The organism is Acidocella aluminiidurans, from assembly GCF_055383125.1.
In genome coordinates this window covers 495,187-517,979 of sequence record NZ_AP031589.1, presented here as the reverse complement: position 1 = coordinate 517,979, position 22,793 = coordinate 495,187, and the positions used below count along the sequence as shown (strand labels likewise).

At 64.2% G+C, this 22,793-nt stretch carries 21 protein-coding genes and 1 tRNA gene; 10 read left to right on the top strand and 12 right to left on the bottom strand.

What is annotated here, in order from left to right:
• Window positions 1–41 precede the first annotated feature (41 nt).
• The 4 genes from ACZ46S_RS02685 to ACZ46S_RS02670 all read right to left on the bottom strand — a co-directional run bounded on the left by ACZ46S_RS02685 (window position 42) and on the right by ACZ46S_RS02670 (window position 2,993).
• Window positions 42–1,028, bottom strand: coding sequence for a beta-ketoacyl-ACP synthase III (locus ACZ46S_RS02685; protein WP_464063267.1), 987 nt, complete (start codon window positions 1,026–1,028; stop codon window positions 42–44).
• Window positions 1,021–2,073 carry a phosphate acyltransferase PlsX gene (plsX, locus tag ACZ46S_RS02680; protein WP_464063266.1) on the bottom strand — a complete coding sequence of 351 codons (1,053 nt, stop codon included), beginning with the start codon at window positions 2,071–2,073 and terminating at the stop codon, window positions 1,021–1,023. The genes ACZ46S_RS02685 and plsX overlap by 8 nt, the downstream gene beginning before the upstream one ends.
• Window positions 2,074–2,125: 52 nt before the next feature.
• Window positions 2,126–2,329 carry a 50S ribosomal protein L32 gene (rpmF, locus tag ACZ46S_RS02675; RefSeq protein WP_008492897.1) on the bottom strand — a complete coding sequence of 68 codons (204 nt, stop codon included), beginning with the start codon at window positions 2,327–2,329 and terminating at the stop codon, window positions 2,126–2,128.
• A 118-nt stretch (window positions 2,330–2,447) separates the two neighbouring features.
• Window positions 2,448–2,993, bottom strand: a complete 546-nt coding sequence (locus ACZ46S_RS02670; RefSeq protein WP_464063265.1) for a YceD family protein — start codon at window positions 2,991–2,993, stop codon at window positions 2,448–2,450.
• Window positions 2,994–3,086: 93 nt separating this feature from the next.
• Here ACZ46S_RS02670 and ACZ46S_RS02665 point away from each other — a divergent pair, with 93 nt between their 5' ends.
• From ACZ46S_RS02665 to ACZ46S_RS02655, 3 genes are read left to right on the top strand one after another with little or no spacing between them, the layout of a single operon-like run.
• Complete coding sequence (locus tag ACZ46S_RS02665; RefSeq protein WP_295741302.1) at window positions 3,087–3,623, top strand: outer membrane protein assembly factor BamE; 537 nt, start codon at window positions 3,087–3,089, stop codon at window positions 3,621–3,623.
• 3 nt (window positions 3,624–3,626) lie between these two features.
• Window positions 3,627–5,213, top strand: a complete 1,587-nt coding sequence (locus tag ACZ46S_RS02660; RefSeq protein WP_464063264.1) for a PhoX family protein — start codon at window positions 3,627–3,629, stop codon at window positions 5,211–5,213.
• The gene (locus ACZ46S_RS02655) at window positions 5,213–5,644 is read left to right on the top strand and encodes a GNAT family N-acetyltransferase (RefSeq protein ID WP_464063263.1); all 432 of its coding nucleotides are present in this window, start codon (window positions 5,213–5,215) and stop codon (window positions 5,642–5,644) included. Before ACZ46S_RS02660 ends, ACZ46S_RS02655 begins: the two co-directional genes overlap by 1 nt.
• Here the strand turns inward: ACZ46S_RS02655 and ACZ46S_RS02650 are convergent.
• From ACZ46S_RS02650 to ACZ46S_RS02630, 5 genes are all read right to left on the bottom strand, one after another.
• The gene (locus tag ACZ46S_RS02650) at window positions 5,616–6,032 is read right to left on the bottom strand and encodes an acyl-CoA thioesterase (RefSeq protein WP_464063262.1); all 417 of its coding nucleotides are present in this window, start codon (window positions 6,030–6,032) and stop codon (window positions 5,616–5,618) included. The two genes, ACZ46S_RS02655 and ACZ46S_RS02650, sit on opposite strands and share 29 nt — an antisense overlap.
• Window positions 6,033–6,040: 8 nt before the next feature.
• Window positions 6,041–6,709: a glutathione S-transferase family protein gene (locus tag ACZ46S_RS02645; RefSeq protein ID WP_295741280.1), complete on the bottom strand. Its 669-nt coding sequence runs from the start codon at window positions 6,707–6,709 to the stop codon at window positions 6,041–6,043.
• 197 nt (window positions 6,710–6,906) lie between these two features.
• Window positions 6,907–11,439, bottom strand: coding sequence for a glutamate synthase large subunit (gltB, locus tag ACZ46S_RS02640; RefSeq protein ID WP_464063261.1), 4,533 nt, complete (start codon window positions 11,437–11,439; stop codon window positions 6,907–6,909).
• Window positions 11,440–11,445: 6 nt separating this feature from the next.
• A complete protein-coding gene (locus ACZ46S_RS02635) occupies window positions 11,446–12,879 on the bottom strand; it encodes an NAD(P)-dependent oxidoreductase (protein ID WP_464063260.1) in 1,434 nt (477 codons plus the stop codon).
• Window positions 12,880–13,113: 234 nt separating this feature from the next.
• Window positions 13,114–14,052, bottom strand: coding sequence for a complex I NDUFA9 subunit family protein (locus tag ACZ46S_RS02630; RefSeq protein WP_464063259.1), 939 nt, complete (start codon window positions 14,050–14,052; stop codon window positions 13,114–13,116).
• A 162-nt stretch (window positions 14,053–14,214) separates the two neighbouring features.
• On the opposite strand from ACZ46S_RS02630, the gene ACZ46S_RS02625 reads away from it, so the two are divergent.
• The 7 genes from ACZ46S_RS02625 (at window position 14,215) to hpf (ending at window position 20,006) form a co-directional block, all read left to right on the top strand.
• Window positions 14,215–14,301: transfer RNA gene (locus ACZ46S_RS02625), tRNA-Leu, on the top strand.
• A gap of 44 nt (window positions 14,302–14,345) precedes the next feature.
• Window positions 14,346–14,978, top strand: a complete 633-nt coding sequence (locus ACZ46S_RS02620) for a ribonuclease D (RefSeq protein WP_464063258.1) — start codon at window positions 14,346–14,348, stop codon at window positions 14,976–14,978.
• A gap of 228 nt (window positions 14,979–15,206) precedes the next feature.
• Complete coding sequence (gene lptC / locus ACZ46S_RS02615) at window positions 15,207–15,860, top strand: LPS export ABC transporter periplasmic protein LptC (RefSeq protein WP_464063257.1); 654 nt, start codon at window positions 15,207–15,209, stop codon at window positions 15,858–15,860.
• Entirely contained in the window at window positions 15,857–16,798 is a 942-nt protein-coding gene (locus tag ACZ46S_RS02610; protein WP_464063256.1) for an LptA/OstA family protein, read from the top strand. The genes lptC and ACZ46S_RS02610 overlap by 4 nt, the downstream gene beginning before the upstream one ends.
• 10 nt (window positions 16,799–16,808) lie before the next feature.
• Window positions 16,809–17,585 carry an LPS export ABC transporter ATP-binding protein gene (gene lptB / locus ACZ46S_RS02605; protein WP_008492881.1) on the top strand — a complete coding sequence of 259 codons (777 nt, stop codon included), beginning with the start codon at window positions 16,809–16,811 and terminating at the stop codon, window positions 17,583–17,585.
• A 246-nt stretch (window positions 17,586–17,831) separates the two neighbouring features.
• Complete coding sequence (rpoN, locus tag ACZ46S_RS02600; protein ID WP_464063255.1) at window positions 17,832–19,331, top strand: RNA polymerase factor sigma-54; 1,500 nt, start codon at window positions 17,832–17,834, stop codon at window positions 19,329–19,331.
• 66 nt (window positions 19,332–19,397) lie between these two features.
• Window positions 19,398–20,006: a ribosome hibernation-promoting factor, HPF/YfiA family gene (hpf, locus tag ACZ46S_RS02595; protein WP_295745110.1), complete on the top strand. Its 609-nt coding sequence runs from the start codon at window positions 19,398–19,400 to the stop codon at window positions 20,004–20,006.
• Between the two features lie 220 nt (window positions 20,007–20,226).
• On the opposite strand, the gene map is transcribed toward hpf, so the two are convergent.
• The 3 genes from map to ACZ46S_RS02580 all read right to left on the bottom strand — a co-directional run bounded on the left by map (window position 20,227) and on the right by ACZ46S_RS02580 (window position 22,788).
• A complete protein-coding gene (gene map, locus ACZ46S_RS02590; protein ID WP_008492878.1) occupies window positions 20,227–21,030 on the bottom strand; it encodes a type I methionyl aminopeptidase in 804 nt (267 codons plus the stop codon).
• Window positions 21,031–21,100: 70 nt separating this feature from the next.
• Window positions 21,101–22,504 (bottom strand): class II fumarate hydratase, encoded by a 1,404-nt coding sequence (gene fumC, locus ACZ46S_RS02585; protein ID WP_464063254.1) that lies wholly within the window; start codon window positions 22,502–22,504, stop codon window positions 21,101–21,103.
• The gene (locus tag ACZ46S_RS02580; RefSeq protein WP_051060181.1) at window positions 22,504–22,788 is read right to left on the bottom strand and encodes a hypothetical protein; all 285 of its coding nucleotides are present in this window, start codon (window positions 22,786–22,788) and stop codon (window positions 22,504–22,506) included. Before ACZ46S_RS02580 ends, fumC begins: the two co-directional genes overlap by 1 nt.
• Window positions 22,789–22,793 lie beyond the last annotated feature (5 nt).

Genomic DNA, 22,793 nt, shown 5'->3' with positions numbered 1-22,793 from the left:
AATCGCGGCGACTCGTGGGGAGATGCTGATCTTAAAGGGTTTTAGAGGCGCAGCAGCGCGGAACCCCAGGTCAAGCCGCCGCCCAGCGCTTCCAGCAGCACCAGCTGGCCGGGCTTGACCCTGCCCTCTTCCATCGCCACGGCGAGCGCCAGCGGGATGGAGGCGGCGGAGGTGTTGGCGTGCTTGTCGACAGTGACGATAACGCGCTCATCCGGCAGGCCGAGCTTCTTGCCAACGCCGTCGATGATGCGGCGATTGGCCTGGTGGGGGACCAGCAGATCGATATCGGCGGCGGTGAGGCCGTTCTCGGTCAGCGCCTCATTCACCGCCCCGGCCAGCAAGGTGACGGCGTGGCGGAACACCTCGCGCCCATGCATCACCAGATGGCCGGATTTGTCAGGCTGGCCGACGGCGCCGTCGACATAGAGAATATCCGCGAGCTTGCCATCGGCGTGCAGATGGGTGGAGAGTACGCCCGGCCCGTCCTTGGCCACGCTCTTGGCTTCCAGCAGCACCGCGCCGGCGCCGTCGCCGAACAGCACGCAGGTGGTGCGGTCCTCGAAATTCAGGATCCGGGAATAGACCTCGGCGCCGATCACCAGAACGCTCTGCACCTGGCCGGCGCGCAGCATCGCATCCGCGACCGAGAGCGCATAGATGAAGCCAGAGCAGGCGGCGGAGAGATCGAAACCGAAAGCGTTTTTCGCGCCCAAGGCCGCCTGGATATGCACGGCGGTGGAGGGAAAAGCCTGGTCCGGGGTGGAGGTGCCGACGATGATGGCGCCCAGCGCCTCCGGCGCCAGCCCGGCTCTCTCCAGCGCCTGACGTCCGGCTTCGGCGCCCATGAAGGCGGCGGTTTCGTGCGGGGCGGCGAAATGGCGCTGCTTGATGCCGGTGCGCTCGGTGATCCAGTCATCCGAGGTCTCGACCCGTGCCGCCATATCGGCATTGGTGACGATTTGCGCAGGCAGATAGGCGCCGATGCCGGTGAGCACGGCGCGGCGAAGGCTCAGATTGTCATCAACCATTTTGGTTCGGCACCGGGGCTTCGGAGAGGATGGCGTGGTCCATCGCCGTCAGGGCGTCGGCGATGCGGCTGTTGAAATCATTGGCGATCATGTCCAGCGCCACATCCACCGCATGGGCAAAGCCCAGCGCGTCGGTGCCGCCATGGGATTTGACCACCACGCCGTTGAGCCCCAGCAGCACCGCGCCATTATAGCGGCGGGGGTCCAAGGTTTCCTTCAGGCGCTTCAGCGCGCCACGGGCGAAGAGATAGCCCATTTTCGCGAACGGCCCGGCGGAGAAGACCTGGCGCAGCAGATCGCCCACCAGCTTCAAGGCGCCCTCGCCGGTTTTCAGCGCGACATTACCGGTGAAGCCGTCCGTCACCACCACATCCACGGTGCCGGCGGCGATATCATGGCCTTCGACGAAGCCGTAGAACTGCCCGGCGATCGGGCTTTCGCGCAACGTATTGGAGGCGGCGCGCAGCGTCTCATCGCCCTTGCCTTCCTCGGAGCCGATATTCAGCAGGCCGAATGTGGGGGTCGGAAGCCCGAGCACGATGCGGGCGAACACCGTGCCCATCAACGCGAATTCGACCAGATTGCGGGCGTCGTAAACCACGTTCAGCCCGAGATCGAGCATCACCACATCGCCCTTGGCGGACGGGGCGATGGCGGCCATGGCCGGGCGGTCGATGCCCTTCAGCGTTTTCAGAACGATTTTGGAGAGGGCGAGCAGCGCACCGGTATTGCCGGCGGAGATCACGCCTTCGGCCTCACCGGCCAGCACAGCATCGATGGCGCGGCGCAGCGAGGAATCGCGCAAACGCAGCGCCACGGTCGGCTTCATGTCGCCGGTGATCACCTCGGCGGCGTGGCGCAGCTCGTACCGCCCGGCCAGGCGCTTGCACTTGGCCAGGACCGGACGCAACCGCGCCTCGTCGCCGAAAATCAGGAATTGCGCTTGCGGATGGCGTTCCGCGGCAATGTCGAGCCCCGCAATAATCGCGTCCGGCGCGTGGTCACCACCCATGGCATCCACTGCCAGTTTACTGCTCTGGCTCATCTCACCCCTGTCTCGGGTTACACCACCATTTCACGCCAAACCGCGATAGCGGTTAGACGCGAACGACGCCCTTGGCTTCCTTGCCGGCGCCGACGACTTCACGGCCGTCATAATGGCCGCAATGGGCGCACACATGGTGGGGGCGCTTCAGCTCGCCGCAATTGGCGCACTCGGCATGCGCGTTGGCGGTCAGCGCCTGGTGGCTGCGGCGCATGCCGGCGCGGGAGGGAGAGGTCTTTCGCTTAGGAACAGCCATGACAAAACGCCTTACAGAAACAGTCTGAGTAATATGGAAGGCGCCGCGTAGCAGAGGCCAGGGCGCATCGCAAGTCATAGCTGCTCATTATATTGGAAAACAGCGCGCTAGCCGGGGGTTAGCCCTCGGGCTTGGTCAGCCGGGCGGCCAAGGCGGCGAAAGGGTTGGCGCTGCTATCGCTGGCCTCTTCCGGCAAACTTGCCCCCGGCTTGCGCGGATATGGGTCCAGCGCCAGCCCCAGCTGCTCGGCCAGGGCGGCACCCAGATCGATGATATCGTTGGCATAAGGGATTTCGTCGGGCGAATCGAAGGAAGCTGGGGTGATGTCCTCCTCATCCTCGTCGCTATCCTCAACCCGCGGCGCCTGGCCCATATGCGCCTCCGGCACGAAGCGCAGCTCAGCGGTCTCGTTCAGCTTGGCCTCGAAGGGCTCCAGGCTGACCACGCAGCTCTGGGTCACAACCGCGCGCATTTTCAGCTTGGCGGCGATGATGCCCGCGCGTTCATGCCAAAGGGTGAACTGCCCTTCGAGCTTGCCCAGCGCCACCAGCCCGAAGCGCTTGGCCAGCGCCGCGCGCTCGGCATCGTTCGCCTTCAGGCTGTATTCGAGCTTCTGGTCCTTGATCTGCCCGGCCTTCACCGGATAGCTGAATTCTTCCGTCATTCATGCAATATAGACGCTGCGCATTGACACGTAAGCCCCTGCCATGAGACCCAACCGGGCGAGAGATCGCTCCCAATGATTAAGGATAGACGCGTGCGCCTGACCAAGCTGTCCCAAAGCCTGCTTCTCTGCGCCCTGACGGGCCTGTCCGGCTGCGCCATCTTCTCCGACGCGCCGCATTATCGCGGCATCGCGGTGACGAATGATCAGTTGAAGCAGCTCACCCCGGGCGTGTCGCAGCAGGCGGATGTGCAGGCGCTGATCGGCCCGCCGACCTTCGTGGAGCAATATGACCCGAATAACTGGGTCTATGTCTCGCAGATCACCAAGATGCGGATCGGCCAGACCGAGGGCGTGAAGAAGCAGAGCGTCGTGGTGGTCACCTTCAATGGCAACGGCACGTATGAATCCTATGTCCGCAAGGATCTCAAGGACGGCATCCGCGTCGATATGGACGGCAAGCAGACGCCGGTTCCCGGCGGTTCCGCCGGCTTCCTGCAGCAGCTGATCGGCGGTGTCGGCAGCTATAACCCGCTGGGCACGGCCTCCGACACCAGCGCTGGCGGCGCCGCTTCCCTGGGCGGCAGCTCCGGCAATATCGGCGGCGGCAGCTCCGGCAGCAGCTTCTAGCCGATGCGCCGGCGCACGCTGCTGCTTTCCGGCATTGCCAGCCTCGCCGCCGGCGGGGCCGGCGCGCAGATGGCGGCGAGGCCGCCTTATTATCTCGGCTACAACCCGGCCAACCCGCAGGCGCCGGGGCTGGGCGACAAGATCGGCCCTGGCTTCTCGCGGCTGGTCATCGCCCGCTGGGGCGATCTGCTGCAGCCGGATGCACCGCCCTTCACCCCCGATGCGCTGAGCCTGGCGCAGGCGGATAACCAGTTTCCTTATGATGCTGTGATCGCGGCGCTGATCGCCCCGCCGCCGGCGCAGGATAATATCCCGCGCCTGGTGCTGGTGACGGCCAACCCGACCGCCCCGGCCAATATGCTGTTTTCCGGCGGGATGGACCATCCCGCCATCGCCGGGCGCGAGCAGGGTGTGACGGTGGTCAATCTGCAATATCAGGCCGGGCGCTGGGTGACGGTGGTCGGGGGCTATCAGACCCGCCGCCTCTCCGATGGCACGCTCTGCCAGATCTCCGGTCCGGCCGCCGCCCAGGTAGGGAGCACGGTGCAAGGCGTGCTGGCGGTGCAGGCCGGCAGCGCCACGCCCTGGGGCAATGTGCTGCTGGCCGAGGGCGATGCCGCCCCCTGGCTCAACCGCCTCTCCGGCTTGGGTTTTGGCTATGGCGACCCGGGCCAGGGCGCGCGCTATGGCTGGGTGGTGGAGCTGGAGGCGCTGAACCCGCTTTATATTCCCGTGAAACGCACCGCCATCGGCCGCATCGCCCGCGCCGGGCTGCTCGCCACCCAGAGCAAGGATGGCCGCCCGGTGCTGTTCTTCACCCAGGATGCAGCCGCCGGGATGCTGTTCCGCTTCGTCGCCGCCACCAACGCGACCGACGGCAGCGCGCTCGATTCCGGCACGTTGAGCGTGGCGGTGCTGGGGGGCGATGGGATCGACTGGGTGGCGCTGCCGAATGACGTGCCGACCCTGGCCGGGCTGGCCAATGCCGGCGCCACCGCCGGCGGCGAAAGCTTCGACGCCCCGGCCGGGCTGGCGCTGAGCCAGGATGGCGGCGCGCTCTATATGGCCTGCGCCGGCAATGCCCAGCGCAGCGTTGCCGATTCGCTGAACCCTGGCGGCGGCGAGGGGCATATTGTGCGCTTCACCCTGCCCGGCGGCGATGCCACCGCCAAACATTTCCCCGCCACGCTGGCGCTGGTCGCCGGCAATCCGGCGGTTCGCGAGGGCACGCAATACGGCCCCGGCAGCCAGGCCTGGCTGCGCAAGCCGCGCACGCTGGCGGTTGATCCGGCGGGTAATCTCTGGATCGGCACCGACCAGAAGGGCGATACCGAACAGAGCGCCGACGGGCTGTTCATCATGCAGACCAGCGGCCCGGCGACCGGCGCGCTGGCCTATGCCTATCTGGCGCCGGTGGGCGCCGCCGCCGGTGGTGTGGCCTTCGATGCCAACAGCAAGACCGCCTTTGGCGCGGTCCGCCATCCCGGCGCGACCCCGGGGGCGAGCTTCGACAATCCGGAGACGCGCTGGCCCACCTTGCGGCCGAACATGCCGCCGCAGACCACCATCATCGGGCTGGTCACGCAATAATGGCCGAGATCCTGCGCGCTTTGCCCGGCTCGCCGGAGCTGGAGGCTTGTTTCGCGCTGCGCATGGCGGTGTTCGTGCAGGAGCAGAAGGTGCCGCCGGAGGAGGAGCTGGACGCGCTGGACGCCACCGCCACCCATGTGCTGCTGCGCCATGAGGGCCAGCCCGCCGCCACCGCGCGGGCGGTGGAAAAGGCGCCGGGCGTGTGGAAGATCGGCCGGGTCGCCGTCGCCGCCCCGTTTCGCAAATTCGGGCTGGGCAAGGCGGTGATGCAGGGCATCGAGGCCGCCTGCCCTGCCCATGCCTTCATACTGGAAGCCCAAACGCAGGCGATCGGGTTTTATGAGCGGCTCGGCTATGTCGCGGAAGGGCCGGTCTATCTCGATGCCGGCATCCCGCACCGGCTCATGCGGAAGGCCGTGCGAACGCCATAAGCCTGGCGCGCAGATCATCCGGTACCGCCACCGGCTTGTGGGTCTTGGCGTCGATCAGCACCAGCACCGTCTTCGCCTGCGCCACCAGCCGCCCCTCCTGGAACATCGCCTGCTCGATCACCATCGAGGTCCGGCCGATCGAGGCCAGAGCCGTGCCGGTCTCGACAATGCCCGGCCAGAATAATTCCGCCCGGTAATCCAGCTCCAGCCGCGCGGCGACGATGCCGTAATCCGATTCCCAGAAGCCGGGGACGATCTGCTCCAGCAAATCCGTGCGCGCCGTCTCCAGATAGGTGACGAAGACCGCGTTATTCACATGGCCTTGCCGGTCGACATCGCTGTAGCGGATCTTGTCGTGGGATTTCAGCGGGAAATCGGAAAGCTGCATGGCCGGCCTCAGAAATCCAGATCGGTATAATGCGGCGGCGGGGTCATGCCGTTGACGCGGTCCGACAGAATGGCGCGGAAGCTCGGGCGGGATTTGATCCGCGCATACCATTCCTTGGCCGCGGGCGAGACCGACCAATCGACATCGCCCATGAAATCCAGCGTGGAGAGCTGGGCGGCGGCGGCGAAATCCGCGACCGAGAGGCCCGAGCCCGCCAGCCAGCGCCGATGCTCCGCCAGCCAGCCGATATAGAGCAGATGCTGCTTCAAATTCGCATAGCCGGCGCGCAGCGCGTTGGCGTCGGGCGAGCCCAGCTTCAGCGCCGGCTTCAGCTGCTTTTCCCAATAGAGGTTGCGCGTCGCTTCCTGGTAGAATTTCTCATCGAACCAGGCGACGAGCCGGCGGGTTTCCACGCGCTCGGGCTGGGCGCGGCTCATCAGCGCCGTGTCCGGGTAGGCTTCTTCCAGATATTCGCAGATCACCCGCGAATCGGGGATGACCAGCCCGTTATCCTCGATCAGCGTCGGCACCGTGCAGGCGGGGTTCAGCTCCAGATAGCTGTCCTGGCGCTCCCAGATTTTCTCGGCCCGCAGCTCGAAGGGCAAACGCTTTTCCGCCAGCACCATACGGACTTTGCGCGAATAAGGGGAGAGCGGCAGATGATAGAGGATTCGCATGGCGCTTCTTATGGCAGGGGGCTTTTTTTAACAAAAGCGGCGGGCACGAGATTTCTCGCGCATGGGTCACATGAAAACAGCGCGAGGGCCAAAGCCGCTCGCGCCGTTATTGTTTGAGCGCCTCACCAACGCCCGACAGAAAAACCAGCAAAAGTTTTTGGGGGTGTGGGGGCTTTTTTCAAAAAGCCCCCACGATTTCACGCCGACTGCGCCTGCGCCGTCTCATCCAAAGGTGCGGCCAGATACTTCACGAACTCCTTCGGCACGATCTGCCAGAAATGCGGGGCCTCGCGCTCCCAGTCATTCAGCAGCGTCGCGGCGTAGCGGCTTTCGGTCTCGGCGACATGGCGCTCCACCAGCCCCTTGAGCACGCCGGCCCAGTGGCTGGAATTCACGCGCTGCCAGTGCAGCGTCTCCTTGTTCATGCGCTTCTCGAAGATATTCGCACGGTCATAGACAAAGGCCACGCCGCCGGTGAAGCCGGCGCCGAAATTGTCGCCGACCTCGCCCAGGATCACCACCGTGCCGCCGGTCATGTATTCGCAGGCATTCGAGCCCGCCCCTTCGATGACCGCATTGGCGCCGGAATTGCGCACCGCGAAGCGCTCACCCGCCAGACCCGCCGCGAACAGAGCGCCGCCGGTGGCACCATAGAGGCAGGTATTGCCGATGATGGTGTTCTCGTTGGTCTTCAGCTTCGAGGAGGGGCCGGTGCGCACCACGATGGTGCCGCCCGAGAGGCCCTTACCGACATAGTCATTGGCATCGCCAACCACTTCCAGCTTCAGCCCGTTCACCGCGAAGGCGCCGAGGCTCTGCCCGGCGGAGCCGCGCAGGCGCACGGTGACGTGATCCGGCTGCAGCTTCACCTTGCGGTATTTGGCGACGATCTGCGAGCTGAACTTGGTGCCGATGGCGCGATGCGTGTTGCGGATGTTGTACTGCAACTGCATCTTCTCGCCGCTCTTGAAGAAGGGCTCGGCATCCTTGATCATCTGCGCATCCAGCGTCTCCGGCACCTCGTTGCGGCCCTCGCGGGTGCAGAAGCGGGCATAGGGGCCGGGGTCGGCCTGGGCCAGGATCGGGTTGAGATCGAGATCATCCAGATAGTCCGCGCCGCGCGAGACCTGATGCAAGAGATCGGTACGGCCGATCACCTCCTGCAGGCTGCGGAAGCCGAGCTGGGCCAGGATTTCGCGCACTTCCTCGGCCACAAACGAGAACAAATTGATCACCTTCTCCGGCGTGCCCTCGAATTTCTTGCGCAGCTCCTCATCCTGGGTGCAGACGCCGACCGGGCAGGTGTTGGAATGGCACTGGCGGACCATGATGCAGCCCATCGCCACCAGAGAGGCGGTGCCGATGCCGAACTCTTCCGCCCCCAGCATCGCGGCGATGACGACGTCACGGCCGGTCTTCAGGCCGCCATCGGTGCGCAGCACCACATGATGGCGCAGACGGTTGAGCATCAGCACCTGATGTGCCTCCGAAAGCCCCATTTCCCAGGGCATGCCGGCATATTTCACCGAGCTTTGCGGGGAGGCGCCAGTGCCGCCGACATGGCCGGAGACCAGGATCGCATCCGCCTTCGCCTTCGCCACACCGGCGGCGATGGTGCCGATGCCGGAGCGCGCCACCAGCTTCACGCACACCGTGGCGCGCGGGTTGATCTGCTTGAGATCATAGATCAGCTGCGCCAGATCCTCGATCGAGTAGATATCGTGATGCGGCGGCGGGGAGATCAGGGTGACGCCCGGTGTGGCGTGGCGCAGCTTGGCGATCAGGCCGGTGACCTTGAAGCCGGGCAGCTGCCCGCCCTCGCCGGGCTTCGCACCCTGCGCCACCTTGATCTCGATCTCCTTGCAATCATTCAGATATTCCGCGGTGACGCCGAAGCGGCCCGAGGCGATCTGCTTGATCGCGGAAGAGGCATTATCGCCATTCGGGCGCGGCTCGGCGCGGGCCGGGTCCTCGCCGCCCTCACCGGAATCCGAGCGCGCGCCGATGCGGTTCATCGCGATCGACAGCGTCTCATGCGCTTCCGGGCTCAGCGCGCCCAGCGAAATGCCCGGGGCCAGCAGCCGCTTGCGGATTTCGGTAATGCTCTCGACCTCGTCCACGGAAATCGCGGCCCGGCCTTCCGTCCGGAAATCCAGCAGGTCGCGCAGCGCCACCGGCTTCTGCTTGCGCACCATCTCCGAATATTTCTTGAACATCCGGTAGGAGCCGGTGCCGACGGCGGTCTGCAGCAGATGGATGGCGTTATTGTCAAAGGCATGCGCCTCGCCGGAGCGGCGCAGGCGGTACTGCCCGCCAACATCCAGCGTGACGACGTTGCCGCTCCACGCCTTCTCATGCAGCTCCAGCACCTTATGCGCGATGCCGGGCAGGCCGATGCCGGAAATGCGCGAGGGCATGCCGGGGAAGAACTCACCCACCAGCGCGCGCGAAAGCCCGATCGCCTCGAAATTATAGCCGCCGCGATAGGAGGAGATGACGGAAATGCCCATCTTGGACATCACCTTCAACAGCCCCTTATCCACCGCCTTCTTGTAGCGGGCGACGCATTCCTTCAGCGACAGCGTGCCGAACAGCCCGCGCGCATGCCGGTCCGCGATGCATTCCTGCGCCAGATAGGCGTTCACCGTGGTGGCGCCGACACCGACCAGCACCGCGAAATAATGCACATCCAGACATTCGCTGGAGCGGACATTGAGCGAGGTGAAGGTGCGCAGAGACTGGCGGACCAGATGGGTGTGCACCGCGCCGGTGGCCAGGATCATCGGGATCGGCGCGCGCTCGGGGCTCATCGCCTCATCAGTGAGGATGACATGGGTGCAGCCGGCGCGCACACCTTCCTCGGCCTCGCGGCGGATGCGCTCCAGGGCGCGGCGCAAACCGCCCTCCCCGTTCGCGATCTTGAAGGTGGCATCGACCACGCAGGCGCTATCGCCCATGGTGCGGCGCATCGCCTCGAACTCGGCCGAGGACAGCACCGGGCTTTCCAGCTGCAGCAGGTCGCACTGCTCCTCGTTCTCATCGAGAACATTGCCGAGATTGCCAAGCCGGGTTTTCAGCGACATCACCCGGGTTTCGCGCAAGCTGTCGATGGCCGGGTTGGTCACCTGGCTGAAGCTCTGGCGGAAGAAATGATGCATGCCGCGATATTTGTCGGAGAGCACGGCGATCGGCGCGTCATCGCCCATCGAGCCGATGGCCTCCTGCGCGGTTTCCACCATCGGGTGCAGGATCAGCTCCATATCTTCCAGCGAGAAGCCGACCGCGAGCTGCCGGCGGCGCAGCCCTTCGGCGTCGAGGCGCACCGGCTCCGGCGCGTCGGTCTTCACGATATGGTCGATGACGGTGATGCGCTTGGTCCAGGCGGCGAAATCCTGGCGGGCGGCCAGCATGTCCTTCAGTTCGCCGTCATGGTAGAATTTGGTTTCCTGCAGATCGACAGCGATGGTCTGGCCGGGGCCGACCGCGCCCTTCTCGACGATGTCCTCCTCATCGAACTTCACCATGCCGGTCTCGGAGCCGACCACCAGCATATTGTGGCGGGTGATCGAGTAGCGCAGCGGGCGCAGCCCGTTGCGGTCCAGCCCGGCGATGACGAAGCGGCCATCGGTGGCGCAGACGGCGGCCGGGCCGTCCCACGGCTCCATCACCGCGGCGCAGTAGGAGAACAGGTCCTTATGGGCCTGCGGCATCGTCGCATCGGAGCTGAGTGAGGGCGGGATCATCAGCGCCTTGGCCATCGGCGCGTCGCGCCCGGCGCGCACCAGCAGCTCGAACACATTGTCCAAGGCCGCCGTGTCGGAGCCATGGGCCTGCACCACCGGCTTCACATAATCCAGGAATTCATCGAGCCCTTCGGCGCCCAGCCGGGTTTCGTGGCTCTTCATCCAGTTGATATTGCCGGCGACGGTGTTGATCTCGCCATTATGCGCCAGCATGCGGAACGGCTGGGCCAGCTTCCAGGTCGGGAAAGTGTTGGTGGAATAGCGCTGGTGATAGATGGCAAAGCGCGAGACGAAGCGCTCATCCAGCAGATCCGGGTAGAATTCCGTCAGGCTCTCGGCCAGGAACATGCCCTTATAGACGATGGAGCGGCAGGAGAGCGAGCAGAGATAAAGCTCGGGCACCTGCGCCTCGATCGCCGCCTTCTCGATCTTGCGGCGGATGATATAGAGCTCGCGCTCGAACTCATCCTCGGAAATGCCGCGGGCATTCCAGAGCATGATCTGCTCGATCTCGGGGCGGGTCGCATTCGCCTTCTCGCCGATGCAGCCGACATTGATCGGCACCTGGCGCCAGCCATAGATGCGATAGCCGAAGCTCAGAATCTCGGTCTCGACGATCTGGCGGCAGCGCTCCTGCGCTGAGAGATCGGTTTTCGGCAGGAACACCATGCCCACCGCGATCGGCCCGCCATGCAGCCGGTCACCGCCGCGCTTGACCTCGTCGGCGAAGAAATCCTGCGGGATTTCGATATGGATGCCGGCGCCATCGCCGGTCTTGCCATCAGCATCCACAGCGCCGCGATGCCAGACCGCCTTCAGCGCGTCGATGCCGGCCTGCACGATGTCCCGGCGCTTCTTGCCATCCAGCGCGGCGACCAGGCCGACGCCGCAGGCATCATGCTCCATGTCGCGCGAATAGGTGTGTTCCAGGGCCTGAACATTGGCGTCCCAGGCGGCGAGGAATTCGGGTGCGGTTTCGTGGTTCATCTTGGATTACTCCGCGGCCTGCGCGATGTGCGCGGCTTGGATGGAACGGTGGATGGCGGCGGCGGCGTCACGGCCATCGCGAATGGCCCAGACCACCAGCGAGGCGCCGCGCACGATATCGCCGGCGGCATAGACGCCCGGCAGCGAGGTCTCGAAGCTTTTCGCATCGACCTTCAGCGTGCCCCAGCCGGTGAGCTTGAGCGCCGGCTCATTGAAGGCGCCCGGCAGCTCCTCCGGATCATAGCCCAGCGCCTTGATCACCAGATCCGCCTTGACGGTGAAGGACGACCCTTCGATCGGCTCGACCGACTGGCGGCCGGAGGCGTCGGGCATGCCCAGATGCATGCGCACGGCGCGCACGCCGGTGATCTTGTCGTCGCCCAGGAAGGCTTCCGGGGCGGAGAGCCAAGTGAAGGTGACACCTTCCTCCTCGGCATTCTTCACCTCGCGCAAGCTACCCGGCATGTTCTGCTTGTCGCGGCGATAGAGGCAGGTGACGGATTTGGCGTCCTGGCGGATGGCGGTGCGCACGCAATCCATCGCGGTATCGCCGCCGCCGATCACCACCACATCCTTGCCGGCGGCGTTCAGCAGGCCGGACTCGTAATCCGGCACCGCATCGCCCAGGCTCTTGCGGTTGGAGGTGATGAGATAATCCAGCGCCTTGACGATGCCAGGCAGGCCGGCACCGGGGCCGCCAATCTCGCGGGCCTTATAGACGCCGGTGGCGATCAGCACCGCATCATGGTTTTTGCGCAGCTCCGCAAAGGGAATGGCCCCGCCGATATCGGCATTGAGCACGAATTTCACCCCGCCCTCTTCCAGCCATTTCCAGCGGCGCAGCACGATCTCCTTCTCCAGCTTGAAGCCGGGAATGCCGTAGATCAGCAGCCCGCCGACGCGGTCATGCCGGTCATACACCGTCACCTGATAGCCCTGGGCGCGCAGCCGCTCGGCAGCCGCGAGGCCAGCCGGGCCGGCGCCGATGATGCCGACACTCTGCGGCCGTTCGGCGATGGGGGAAATCGGCTTCACCCAATCATTCTCGAAGGCGGTATCGGTGATGTAGCGCTCGACCGCGCCGATTGTGACCGATTCAAAGCCTTTTTCGATCACGCAATTACCCTCGCAGAGACGATCCTGCGGGCAGATGCGGCCACAAATCTCGGGAAATGTGTTGGTTGCGGAGGAAAGCTCATAGGCTTCCTCAAGCCGACCCTCGGCGGTGAGCTTCAGCCAGTCTGGGATATTGTTGGAGAGCGGACAATGCACCGAGCAGAACGGAATCCCGCATTGCGAGCAGCGGCTGGCCTGCTCGGCGGCTTTTTCCGGCACGAACTTGTCGTAAATCTCGTTGAAATCCTCGCGCCGCAGCGTGGCCGGGCGTTTCTCCGGGGTCTGCTGCGGCAGATTGATGAATTTCAGCATGCGCTCGGCCATGTTTCGCCTCGTTCGTCTGGGATCGTCGTCGGGTTCGCCCGTCAACAAAGCGCGACACCGCAAAGCGGCGCAGCGCCCGGCAGCGTGCGTTGCGGCCAGTCTTAACGAAGTTTTTCCCGGAACGCCAAGGATTTTTTTGAATTAGGTATCAAAAACATACCTAATTTCGCAAAAACCCTTCATTCGCCACGAGGTCACCCGAGAGATTTTCTTATATTAGGTAACTATTCGGACCTAATAATTGAAAATATCAGCGTGGCGGCGGGCTGAGGCACGATATCGTTGCAGATAGCCCGGCAGGACCAGATCCAGCCGCTTGGGCGCGATGCCCAGCGCCTCGAACCCGCGCGCCCCGGGGGCGACGACATTGTCGCTGGCGAGCAAGGTGATCTGATCCCCGGTCAGCCCGGCCATCGGCAGGCTGGCGATCAGCCGGGCCAGCCCGACCGGCATGTCCCAGATCCAGCAATCGCGGTCGATGATATCCAGCATCTGGCGCATCAGCGCCCGGAAGCTCTTCTGCTCCGGCCCGCCCAGCTCGAAAATCTGCCCTTCGGCCTGCGGGTAGAGGGCAAGCATGGCGGCATCCGCGACATCGCCGACAAAGACCGGCTGGAATTTCGTCTCCCCATGCACGATGGGCAGTATCGGCGAGAGCACCGCCATTTTGGCGAAGCGGTTGAAGAACTCATCCTGCGGCCCGAAGACGATGGAGGGCCGCAGGATCGCCGCCCGCGGATGCGCCGCCTGCACCGCCTGCTCGCCCTCGCCCTTGCTGCGCGCATAAGAGGAGGCGCTGGCCGGATTCGCGCCGATGGCCGAGACATGCACCAGCCGCGCCCCGGCCGCATGAGCCAGCCGCGCCACCCGCCCTGCCCCCTGCGCATGGGTGCGGCCGAAATCGCCGGCGCGCGATTCGGCCAGAATGCCGGCGAGGTTAATGACGATCTGCGCGCCCTTGATGGCCCGCGCACAGGCCGCCTCGTCGCTCACCGGGGCGTAAAGCGGCACCACCTGGCCGACATCGCCCATCGGTTTCAGGAATTTCGCACCCTCAACATCGCGCACCGCCGCCCGCACCCGGTAACCGGCCTCGGCCAGCCGTTGCACAATATGCCGGCCCAAAAAGCCTGAAGCCCCGAAAACCGTAGCAATTCCGTGCGCCGCGCCCATGAAATCCCCCTCGTTCAGTTGCTTGCAAATGTAAGAGCTGAAAAAAATCTCTCAAGTCGAGTTGACGTGATGTGACGGGACAGTTAAACGCCCGTCCCACGATGCCACGGTGTCGGGACGGCAAGCTGAACGAAAGCGAAGCAAGCCCGAAAAAATGGTCAAGCCCAGGTGGCGGAATTGGTAGACGCACTAGCTTCAGGTGCTAGCGCTCGCAAGGGCGTGGAGGTTCGAGTCCTCTCCTGGGCACCATTTTTTCCTTACTTTTCAAAATCTTGAAAACAAAAGTTAAGACGATGACGAGCAGCATCCAGCTTCACCAGCATGATCTGCCCGACGGCTTGTCGCTCGGCCCGCTCGTTGCCATCGATACCGAGACGATGGGGCTCAACCCGCATCGCGACCGGCTCTGCCTGGTGCAGCTCTGCGCCGGGGACGGCGTTGCGCATCTGGTGCAGATCATCCCCGAATCGCTCGGCGGCCAAGGGGCGAATTGCCCCAATCTCAAAGCCTTGCTGGCCGATCCTGAGGTCACCAAGCTGTTCCATTACGGGCGCTTCGATATCGCCGCGCTCTATAATGCGTTCGGCGTGCTCACCGCCCCGGTGATCTGCACCAAGATCGCCTCCAAGCTGGTCCGCACTTATACCGATCGGCATGGCTTGAAGGAGCTGTGCCGGGACCTCGCCGGGGTGGATATTTCCAAGCAGCAGCAGAGCAGCGATTGGGGGAGCCCCAGCCTGACCGCCGAGCAGCTCACCTATGCCGCCTCGGACGTGCTGTATCTGCACCTGATCTGGGAGAAGCTGCGCGCGCTGCTGGTCCGCGAAAACCGCCTCGGCCTCGCCGAATCGGCCTATCGCTTCCTGCCGACGCGCGCACAGCTGGACCTGCTGGGCTATCAGGAGCCCGATCTGTTCAGCCATTAACCATAGGTTACACAGAGTTGCGTAACGCGTGTTGACCGGTGTTGAGACGCTGTTCATACCGTAGAGAATGAGATCGATTTTCGGGCCTCGCGGCGACGCATGCACGACGCCCTTGCCAAAGGGCATCGCCGGGGCGCAGATTTGCCCCGCTCCCGCCTTATTTATGCGGCAGCATCGAGACATGGCTCGCTTTATGGTTTTCATGGTTCCTTCCAGCAAGGAGGCCGCATGAATCACATTCCGCAGGCGCCCCGCAATTCCGTGCTGGATGAAATCCGCCGGCAACGCCAACCGGCCGCCGATAAACTGACCAAGCGCAGCCTGCGGGTGACGCTGCTCAAACGCGCCTTGCCGGCGGCGGCTCTGCTGTTGCTGGTGGCGCTGGTCTTGGCGCCTTCCTGGCATTCCAGCGCCAACCGCGTCACTTATCACGTGACCGCCGGCGCCAGCGCCCAGGCTTCGCGCATGCAAGGCGCGACCTATCATGGCCGCGACCAGCAGGGGCAGCCTTACACGGTGACCGCCAGCAGCGCCGTGCAGCAGGGCGACGATAATGTCGCCCTCGTCGCGCCGCAGGGGGACATCACCTTGAAATCCGGCGCCTGGCTGTCGTTGAAATCGGCGAATGGCGATTATCACCAGAAAAGCGACAAGCTGGAGCTGGGCGGCGGGGTGACGCTGTATCGCAACGACGGTACCGTGGTGACCACCCAGCAAAGCGCCATTGATCTGCACGCGGGCAATGCAAGCAGCACCGATCCGGTGCAGGTGACCGGACCTTTCGGCACGCTGAACGCGCAGAAGGGCTTTACCTTGACCGGGCGAGGCAGCAAAATCACCTTCAATGGTCCCGCGACGCTGACACTCACACAGGTTCAATGAAATTCATTTATCTCCTGCCGGCCGCGGCCCTTGCCGCCGCGCCGGCCCATGCGCAGGATTTGAATCTGGGCGGCCAACCCGGGGCAGCGCCGGTGCCGATTCAGATCACCGCCCAGCAGGGCATCACCTGGTCGCAGGATGCGCAGACCGTCACCGCCAATGGCGATGCCAAGGCGGTGCGCGGGGATGTCACCGTCACCGCCGACCAGCTGGTGGCGCATTATGTGAAAAAACCGGTCAGCGGCACGCCGGCGCAACAAGCTGCCGCTTCCCAGCCGACCGGCGCCAATGCCGGCACCGATGGGCTGGACCAGGGCAATGCCCAGCTGACCGAGCTGGATGCGATCGGCAATGTGCATATCTACACCCCCACCGATAATGCCTGGGGCGATCACGCGGTGTACAGCATGGCCCAGCAGGTGCTGGTGCTCACCGGCCAGCATCTGAAGCTGACCACCCAACACGACACCGTCACCGCCAAGGATTCGATCGAATATTACGCCGGCGACCATAAGGCGATTGCGCGCGGCAACGCGCTGATCGTCGCCGATGATGGCCGCTCGATCGCCGCCGATGTCATCGTCGGCTATTTCGCGGCGCAGGCGGATAACGCCAAGCCGGGTGCTACGGCCCCCAAAGAAGCAGCGGCCGGCAGCCCCGACGCGCTGGGCCAGGCCGGCAATCTGCAGAAGGTGGAAGCCTTCGGGCATGTGGTGATCAAGACCACCACCGATACCGCCACCGGCGATCGCGGCGTCTATCTGCCCCCCACCGGGCAGGCGCGGCTGGGCGGCAATGTGCATATCATCCATGGGCCGAATGAGCTGCAGGGCGCGGACGCCCTGGTGAACATGAAGACCGGCGTGGCCACCTTGCTGGCCGGCCCGGGCGGGCATGTCTCCGGCGTGGTGCTGCCCAATTCCGGCAAGACCAAATGAGCATGACCCAATGAGCATGACGATCGACACGGCCTTGATGAGCCAAACCGGCCCGCTGGGCGAGCAAACCGGGCTGGTGGCGCAGGGCCTCGGCAAGCGCTTCAAGAAACGCCCGGTGGTGCGCAATGTCTCGCTGTCGGTGAAACGCGGTGAGGCGGTGGGGCTGCTCGGCCCCAACGGCGCCGGCAAGACCACCACTTTCTACATGATCGTCGGGCTGATCGGCCCGGATAGCGGCACCATCTCGCTGGATGGGGCCGAGATTGGCGGCTTGCCGATGTATCGGCGCGCGCGCCTGGGCATCGGCTATCTGCCGCAGGAGGCCAGCGTGTTTCGCGGGCTGAATGTCGAGCAGAACATCATGGCCGCCCTCGACATGGTCGAGCAGGATGCCGACAAGCGCGAGGAGATGCTGACCGAGCTGCTGGCGGAGTTCTCTATCTCGCATCTGCGCCGCACCCCGGCGCTGGCCCTCTCCGGCGGTGAGCGCCGGCGCGTGGAAATCGCCCGCGCGCTGGCCACCGGCCCCAGCTATATCCTGCTCGATGAGCCGCTGGCCGGCATCGACCCGATCGCGGTGGGCGAGATCCGCGATCTGGTCGCGCATCTGAAGCATCGCGGGCTTGGCGTGCTGATCACCGACCATAATGTCCGCGAGACGCTGGAGATCATCGACCGCGCTTATATTCTCTATGACGGCCAGGTGCTGATGGAAGGCACGCCCGACCAGGTGGTGGCGCATGAGGATGTGCGGCGGGTCTATCTCGGCGAGAAATTCAGCCTTTAGAGCATCAAGCTTTTAGCTTGATGCTCTAAATTTTGTTTTAACGAGCAATTTCATGTGTTTATTTTGACGCTGGCGCGTCAACCTACACACATATTGCTCTAAACGCGATCGCCGCGCATGAATCGAAGGGGGCGGATGCCCCCTTTTTTCATGTCCGAAATTCGCCGCCGCAATGCTGCGCGGCACCATGCAGGTTTCGCGCCAAACGCCCTTTGACAAAGATGAAAACCGCGCTAGGTTTCTGGCATGGCTTTTGCTCCGTCCTTCGCGCCGCGGTTGGATTTGCGCCAGTCTCAGTCGCTGGTGATGACCCCGCAATTGCGCCAGGCGATCCAGCTGCTGCAATTCACCAACCTCGAGGTCAGCGCCTATATCGAGGAAGAACTCCTTAAAAATCCGCTACTTGAGCAAGATGATGGCGACGAGACGGTCACCGCCTTGGAGCCCCCCACCGCAGCGCAAACGGCCGATCTGCCGGAGGATACAGCGAGTCTGACACTGTCCGGAATGCTGCCTGAAGCGGGCGCGGCGCCGCTGGATATGGATAGCAGCAATGTCTATGACGCAGGCACCAATGCCGATGGCTACAGCACCGGCGGCCTTGGCGGCGACGCGGATGAGGACTGGAATGCCGTGGACGCGTTGGGGGCGCAGCGCCCTTGCCTGCGCGAACATCTCGAGCAGCAGGCGCGCCTGGCCTTTGCCCGCCGCGAGGAGCGGCTGATCGCCAGCATGATGATCGCGACCCTCGATCCCGCCGGCCGGCTGGGCGACACGCCGGAGGCTTTGGCCGGCGCGCTGGGGGTGGAGCTGTCCTGTTTCGAAGCGGTGCGCGCCGTGATGATGTATTTCGACCCGGTCGGCGTGTTCGCCACCAGCCTGGCGGAATGTCTCGCGGCGCAGCTGGCCGAGCTGAACCGGCTGGACCCGGCGATGCAGGCGCTGCTCGATCATCTGCCGCTGCTGGCAAAGCGCGAGATGCGCGCGCTGCAGGAGCTGTGCGGGGTGGATGCGGCGGATCTCGCCGATATGGTGGCCGAGCTGAAGCGCCTCGACCCGAAACCCGGCGCGCGCTTTGAGTCCGAGCCGCTGCGCCCGCTGATCCCCGACGTGCTGATGCGCCCCGCCCCGGTGCAGGGCGAGGATGGCAGCGACTGGCTGCTGGAAATCAACCCGGAGACGATGCCGCGCCTGCTCATCCGCCGGGGCTTTCATGCCCGCATCCTGGCCTGCGCCAACAAGGAGACCAAGAGCTTCCTCTCCGAGCAGCTGCAAGGGGCGACCTGGCTGGTGAAGGCGCTGGAATCCCGCGCCCAGACCATCCTGCGCGTCGCCGCCGAGATCGTGCGCCGGCAGGATGGGTTTTTCCATCACGGCATCTCGCATCTGCGCCCCTTGACCCTGCGCGATATCGCGCTGGAGCTGGGGCTGCATGAGAGCACCGTCTCGCGCGTCACCTCCAACAAATCCATCGCCACCCCGCGCGGGATTTTCGAGCTGAAATTCTTTTTCACCACCGCTTTGGCCGGCGCGAATGGAGAAACCCACTCGGCGGAAACCGTTCGTTATCGTGTTGCGCAGATCATCGGCCAGGAGAGTCCGAAAAATATTTTGTCGGATGACGCCGTCGCATCAATATTACAGAAAGAAGGCATAGACATAGCACGGAGGACCGTGGCCAAATACAGGGAAGCGCTGCGTATTCCCGGCTCGGCGCAGCGTAAGCGGGAGAAAATGCCCGCCTAGTCCTGGCGCGAAAGAGTGGCGCCAGGCAGCCTGAAATCAGAGCCGGTTTGTGTTCGGGAGAAGACCATGCAGTTAACGGTCTCTGGCAAGCAAGTTGAACTGTCCGACGCTTTGCGTGTGCATGTGGACAAGCAACTCGGCACGATTACCGCCAAATATTTCGATCACGCGCTCGAAGCGCAGGTGACCTTCAGCAAGGCCCGGAGCTTCTTTACCTGCGACATCAACCTCCATGCCGGCCGCGGCATCACGGTGCGCGGCGAGGGCGAGGCGGCGGATGCGCGCGCCGCGTTTGAGGACGCGGCCGAGCATATCGCCAAACGGCTGCGCCGCTACCGGCGCCGGGTCTCCGCGCATCAGCGCGATCTCGGCAAGATCAAGCCGGAAATGGCCCGCGCCTATGTGCTGGCGCATGAGCCGGACGATGAGGAGGAGCATGAGGCGCCCACCAACGGCCATGCCAATGGCCATGATGCGGTGCCGATGGAACTGCACGCCACCGTCATCGCCGAGGACACCACCGCGATCGAAACCCTGACCGTGCGCGATGCGGTGATGAAGATGGATCTGGCCTTTCAGCCGGTGATGATGTTCCGCAATTCCAAGACCGGCGGGCTCAACGTCGTGTATCGACGCGGGGATGGCCATGTCGGCTGGATCGATCCGAATGGTTAGGGGGTAAAGAAGTGGGGGGGTTTTTGAAAAAACACCCCCACCCCTCCAACAGCTTTCCACCGCCGCTAGAGCCTTCAGCTTTTAGCTGAATGCTCTAGCTTTCGTTTTGGCGAGCAATTTGATGTGTTTAAGTTGCCGCTGCCGCGTCAACCTAAACACATATCGCTCTACGCGGCGGCGGAACCCTGACCGCTTCCGCCCCCCAAAAACTTTTACGCCCTTACGCCTCGTAAGGCGGGCGGGTGTAGCCTTTCGGAGAGACCGTAAAAATTTCAGCGCCGGTCTCAGTGACGCCGATCATGTGTTCGAACTGCGCCGAAAGCGAGCGGTCGCGCGTCACCGCCGTCCAGCCATCGTCGAGGATCTTCACATCCGGGCGGCCGATATTCACCATCGGCTCGATGGTGAAGAACATCCCCGGCTTCAGCACCGCCCCTTCCCCGCGCTTACCAAAATGCAGCACGTTGGGCGGCTCATGGAAGCGCTGGCCGATGCCATGGCCGCAGAAATCCCGCACCACCGAGAAACGCTGCGCCTCGACATATTGCTGGATCACATAGCCGATATCGCCAAAGGTCGCGCCGGGCTTCACCGCCGCGATGCCGCGCATCAGCGCCTCATAGGTCACGTCGATCAAGCGTTTGGCGCGGGTATTGGCGTTGCCGGCCACGTACATCCGGCTGGAATCGCCGTACCAGCCATCCAGGATCACCGTCACGTCGATATTCAGCACATCCCCGTCCAGCAGCTTCCGGTCCCCCGGAATGCCGTGGCAGACGACATGATTGATCGAGGTGCAGATGGATTTCGGATAGCCGCGATAATTCAACGGCGCCGGCACCGCATTATGGGCGAGGATGAACTCATGGCACAGCGTGTTCAGATGCTCGGTGGTGACACCCGGCGCGACATGTTCGGTGATCATATCCAGCGTCTCGGCGGCGAGCTTGCCCGCCGCGCGCATCGGCGCGAAATCCTCCGGTTTGTAGATCGTGATCCGGCGTGAATCTGCACCGCCATCCATAAGCAAACATCCTCGATTGGTCAGGGCAAGATTGCTAGCACATCTCGCCCGCGCGCCGCAAAATTCGCGCTCAGACGGTCAGCGGCGCCGTCATAGCCTGGGGTTTCACCCATTCATCGAACTCATCACCGCTCAGCGCCCCGCTGGCCAGGGCGGCCTCACGCAGCGTCAGCCCCTCCCGATGCGCCTTCAGCGCGATCTCGGCCGATTTGGAGTAGCCGATATGCGGGTTCAAGGCCGTCACCAGCATCAGGTTGGCAGCGAGATTTTCCGCGATCTTCTCGCGTGCCGGCGCAATGCCTTCGGCGCAATGGTTGCAAAAGCTTTCCAGCGCGTCGGCCAGCAAATTCACGCTGTCGAGATAATTGCTCAGCATCACCGGCTTATAGACATTGAGCTGGAAATTCCCCTGCGAGCCGCCAAAGGCCACGGCATGGTCATTGCCGAACACCTGCACCGCGACCATGGTCAGCGCCTCGCATTGGGTCGGGTTGATCTTGCCGGGCATGATCGAGGAGCCGGGTTCGTTTTCCGGGATCAGCAGCTCGCCGATGCCGGTGCGCGGGCCGGAGGCATACCAGCGCACATCATTGGCAATCTTCATCGCCGCCCCCGCCAGCACCCGCACCGCGCCGGAAGCCGCCACCAGCGCGTCATGCGCCGAAAGGGCCGCGAATTTGTTGGGCGCGGTGATGAACGGGTAGCCGGTTTCCTCGGCGATGAACGCCGCCGCGGTGGCGCCGAAATTCGGATGCGCGTTGAGCCCGGTGCCCACCGCGGTGCCGCCCACCGCCAGCTCATAGAGCCCGGCCAGGGAGAGATCGATCCCCTCCGCCGCCTGATCCAGCTGCGCCTGCCAGCCGGAGATCACCTGGCCCAGCGTCACCGGGGTCGCATCCTGCAGATGGGTGCGCCCGGTCATCACCACATCGCCATATTCCAGCGCCTTGGCGCGGAAAATGTCCGAGAGCCGGGCGATGGCCGGCAGCAGCCGCGCCTTGGTGGCCTCCACGGCGGCGATATGCATCACCGTCGGGAAGGTATCGTTGGAAGACTGGCTGTGATTGACATCGTCATTCGGGTGGATCGGCTTCTTGCTGCCAACCACGCCGCCGGCGATCTGGATGGCGCGGTTGGAGATCACCTCATTCGCATTCATGTTGCTCTGGGTGCCCGAGCCGGTCTGGAACACGACCAGCGGGAATTCCTCATCCCATTTGCCGTCGATCACCTCCTGCGCCGCCTGCACGATCAGCTGCGCCTTCTCCTCCGGCAACTGCCCCAGCGCCTGGTTGGCCAGCGCGCAGGCTTTCTTCAGAATGCCAAAGCCGCGAATAACCTCGCGCCCCCACACGTAACGCGACCGGCCGATTTTGAAATTCTCCAGGCTGCGCTCGGTCTGCGCGCCCCAGAGCCGATCGGCTTGCACCGCCACATCGCCCAGCGCGTCATGTTCAATCCGTGTTGTGGCCATCACCAGTTCCCATGCAGAAATCCCAGGGCCGGCAGAGGCTTCCACCGGCGGGGCAGATCCGTGCGGCGGATCGGCCTTATCATGTAACGTGGGGCCGGCTGGTCGGTTCTTTCAAGGAAGCTCGCATAAGCGCGTACCTGGGCTTCGCGCCACGCCTGATCGCGCAAGGCCTGCGCCCGGTTGGGAAAGATCTCGGCGATGCGGATCACCCGGCCGATCACGGCGACCACGGCCCAAAGCGAATCTTCGCCGCCCCGGCGCTTTTCGGGAGGAAGTGACTCCAAATCCG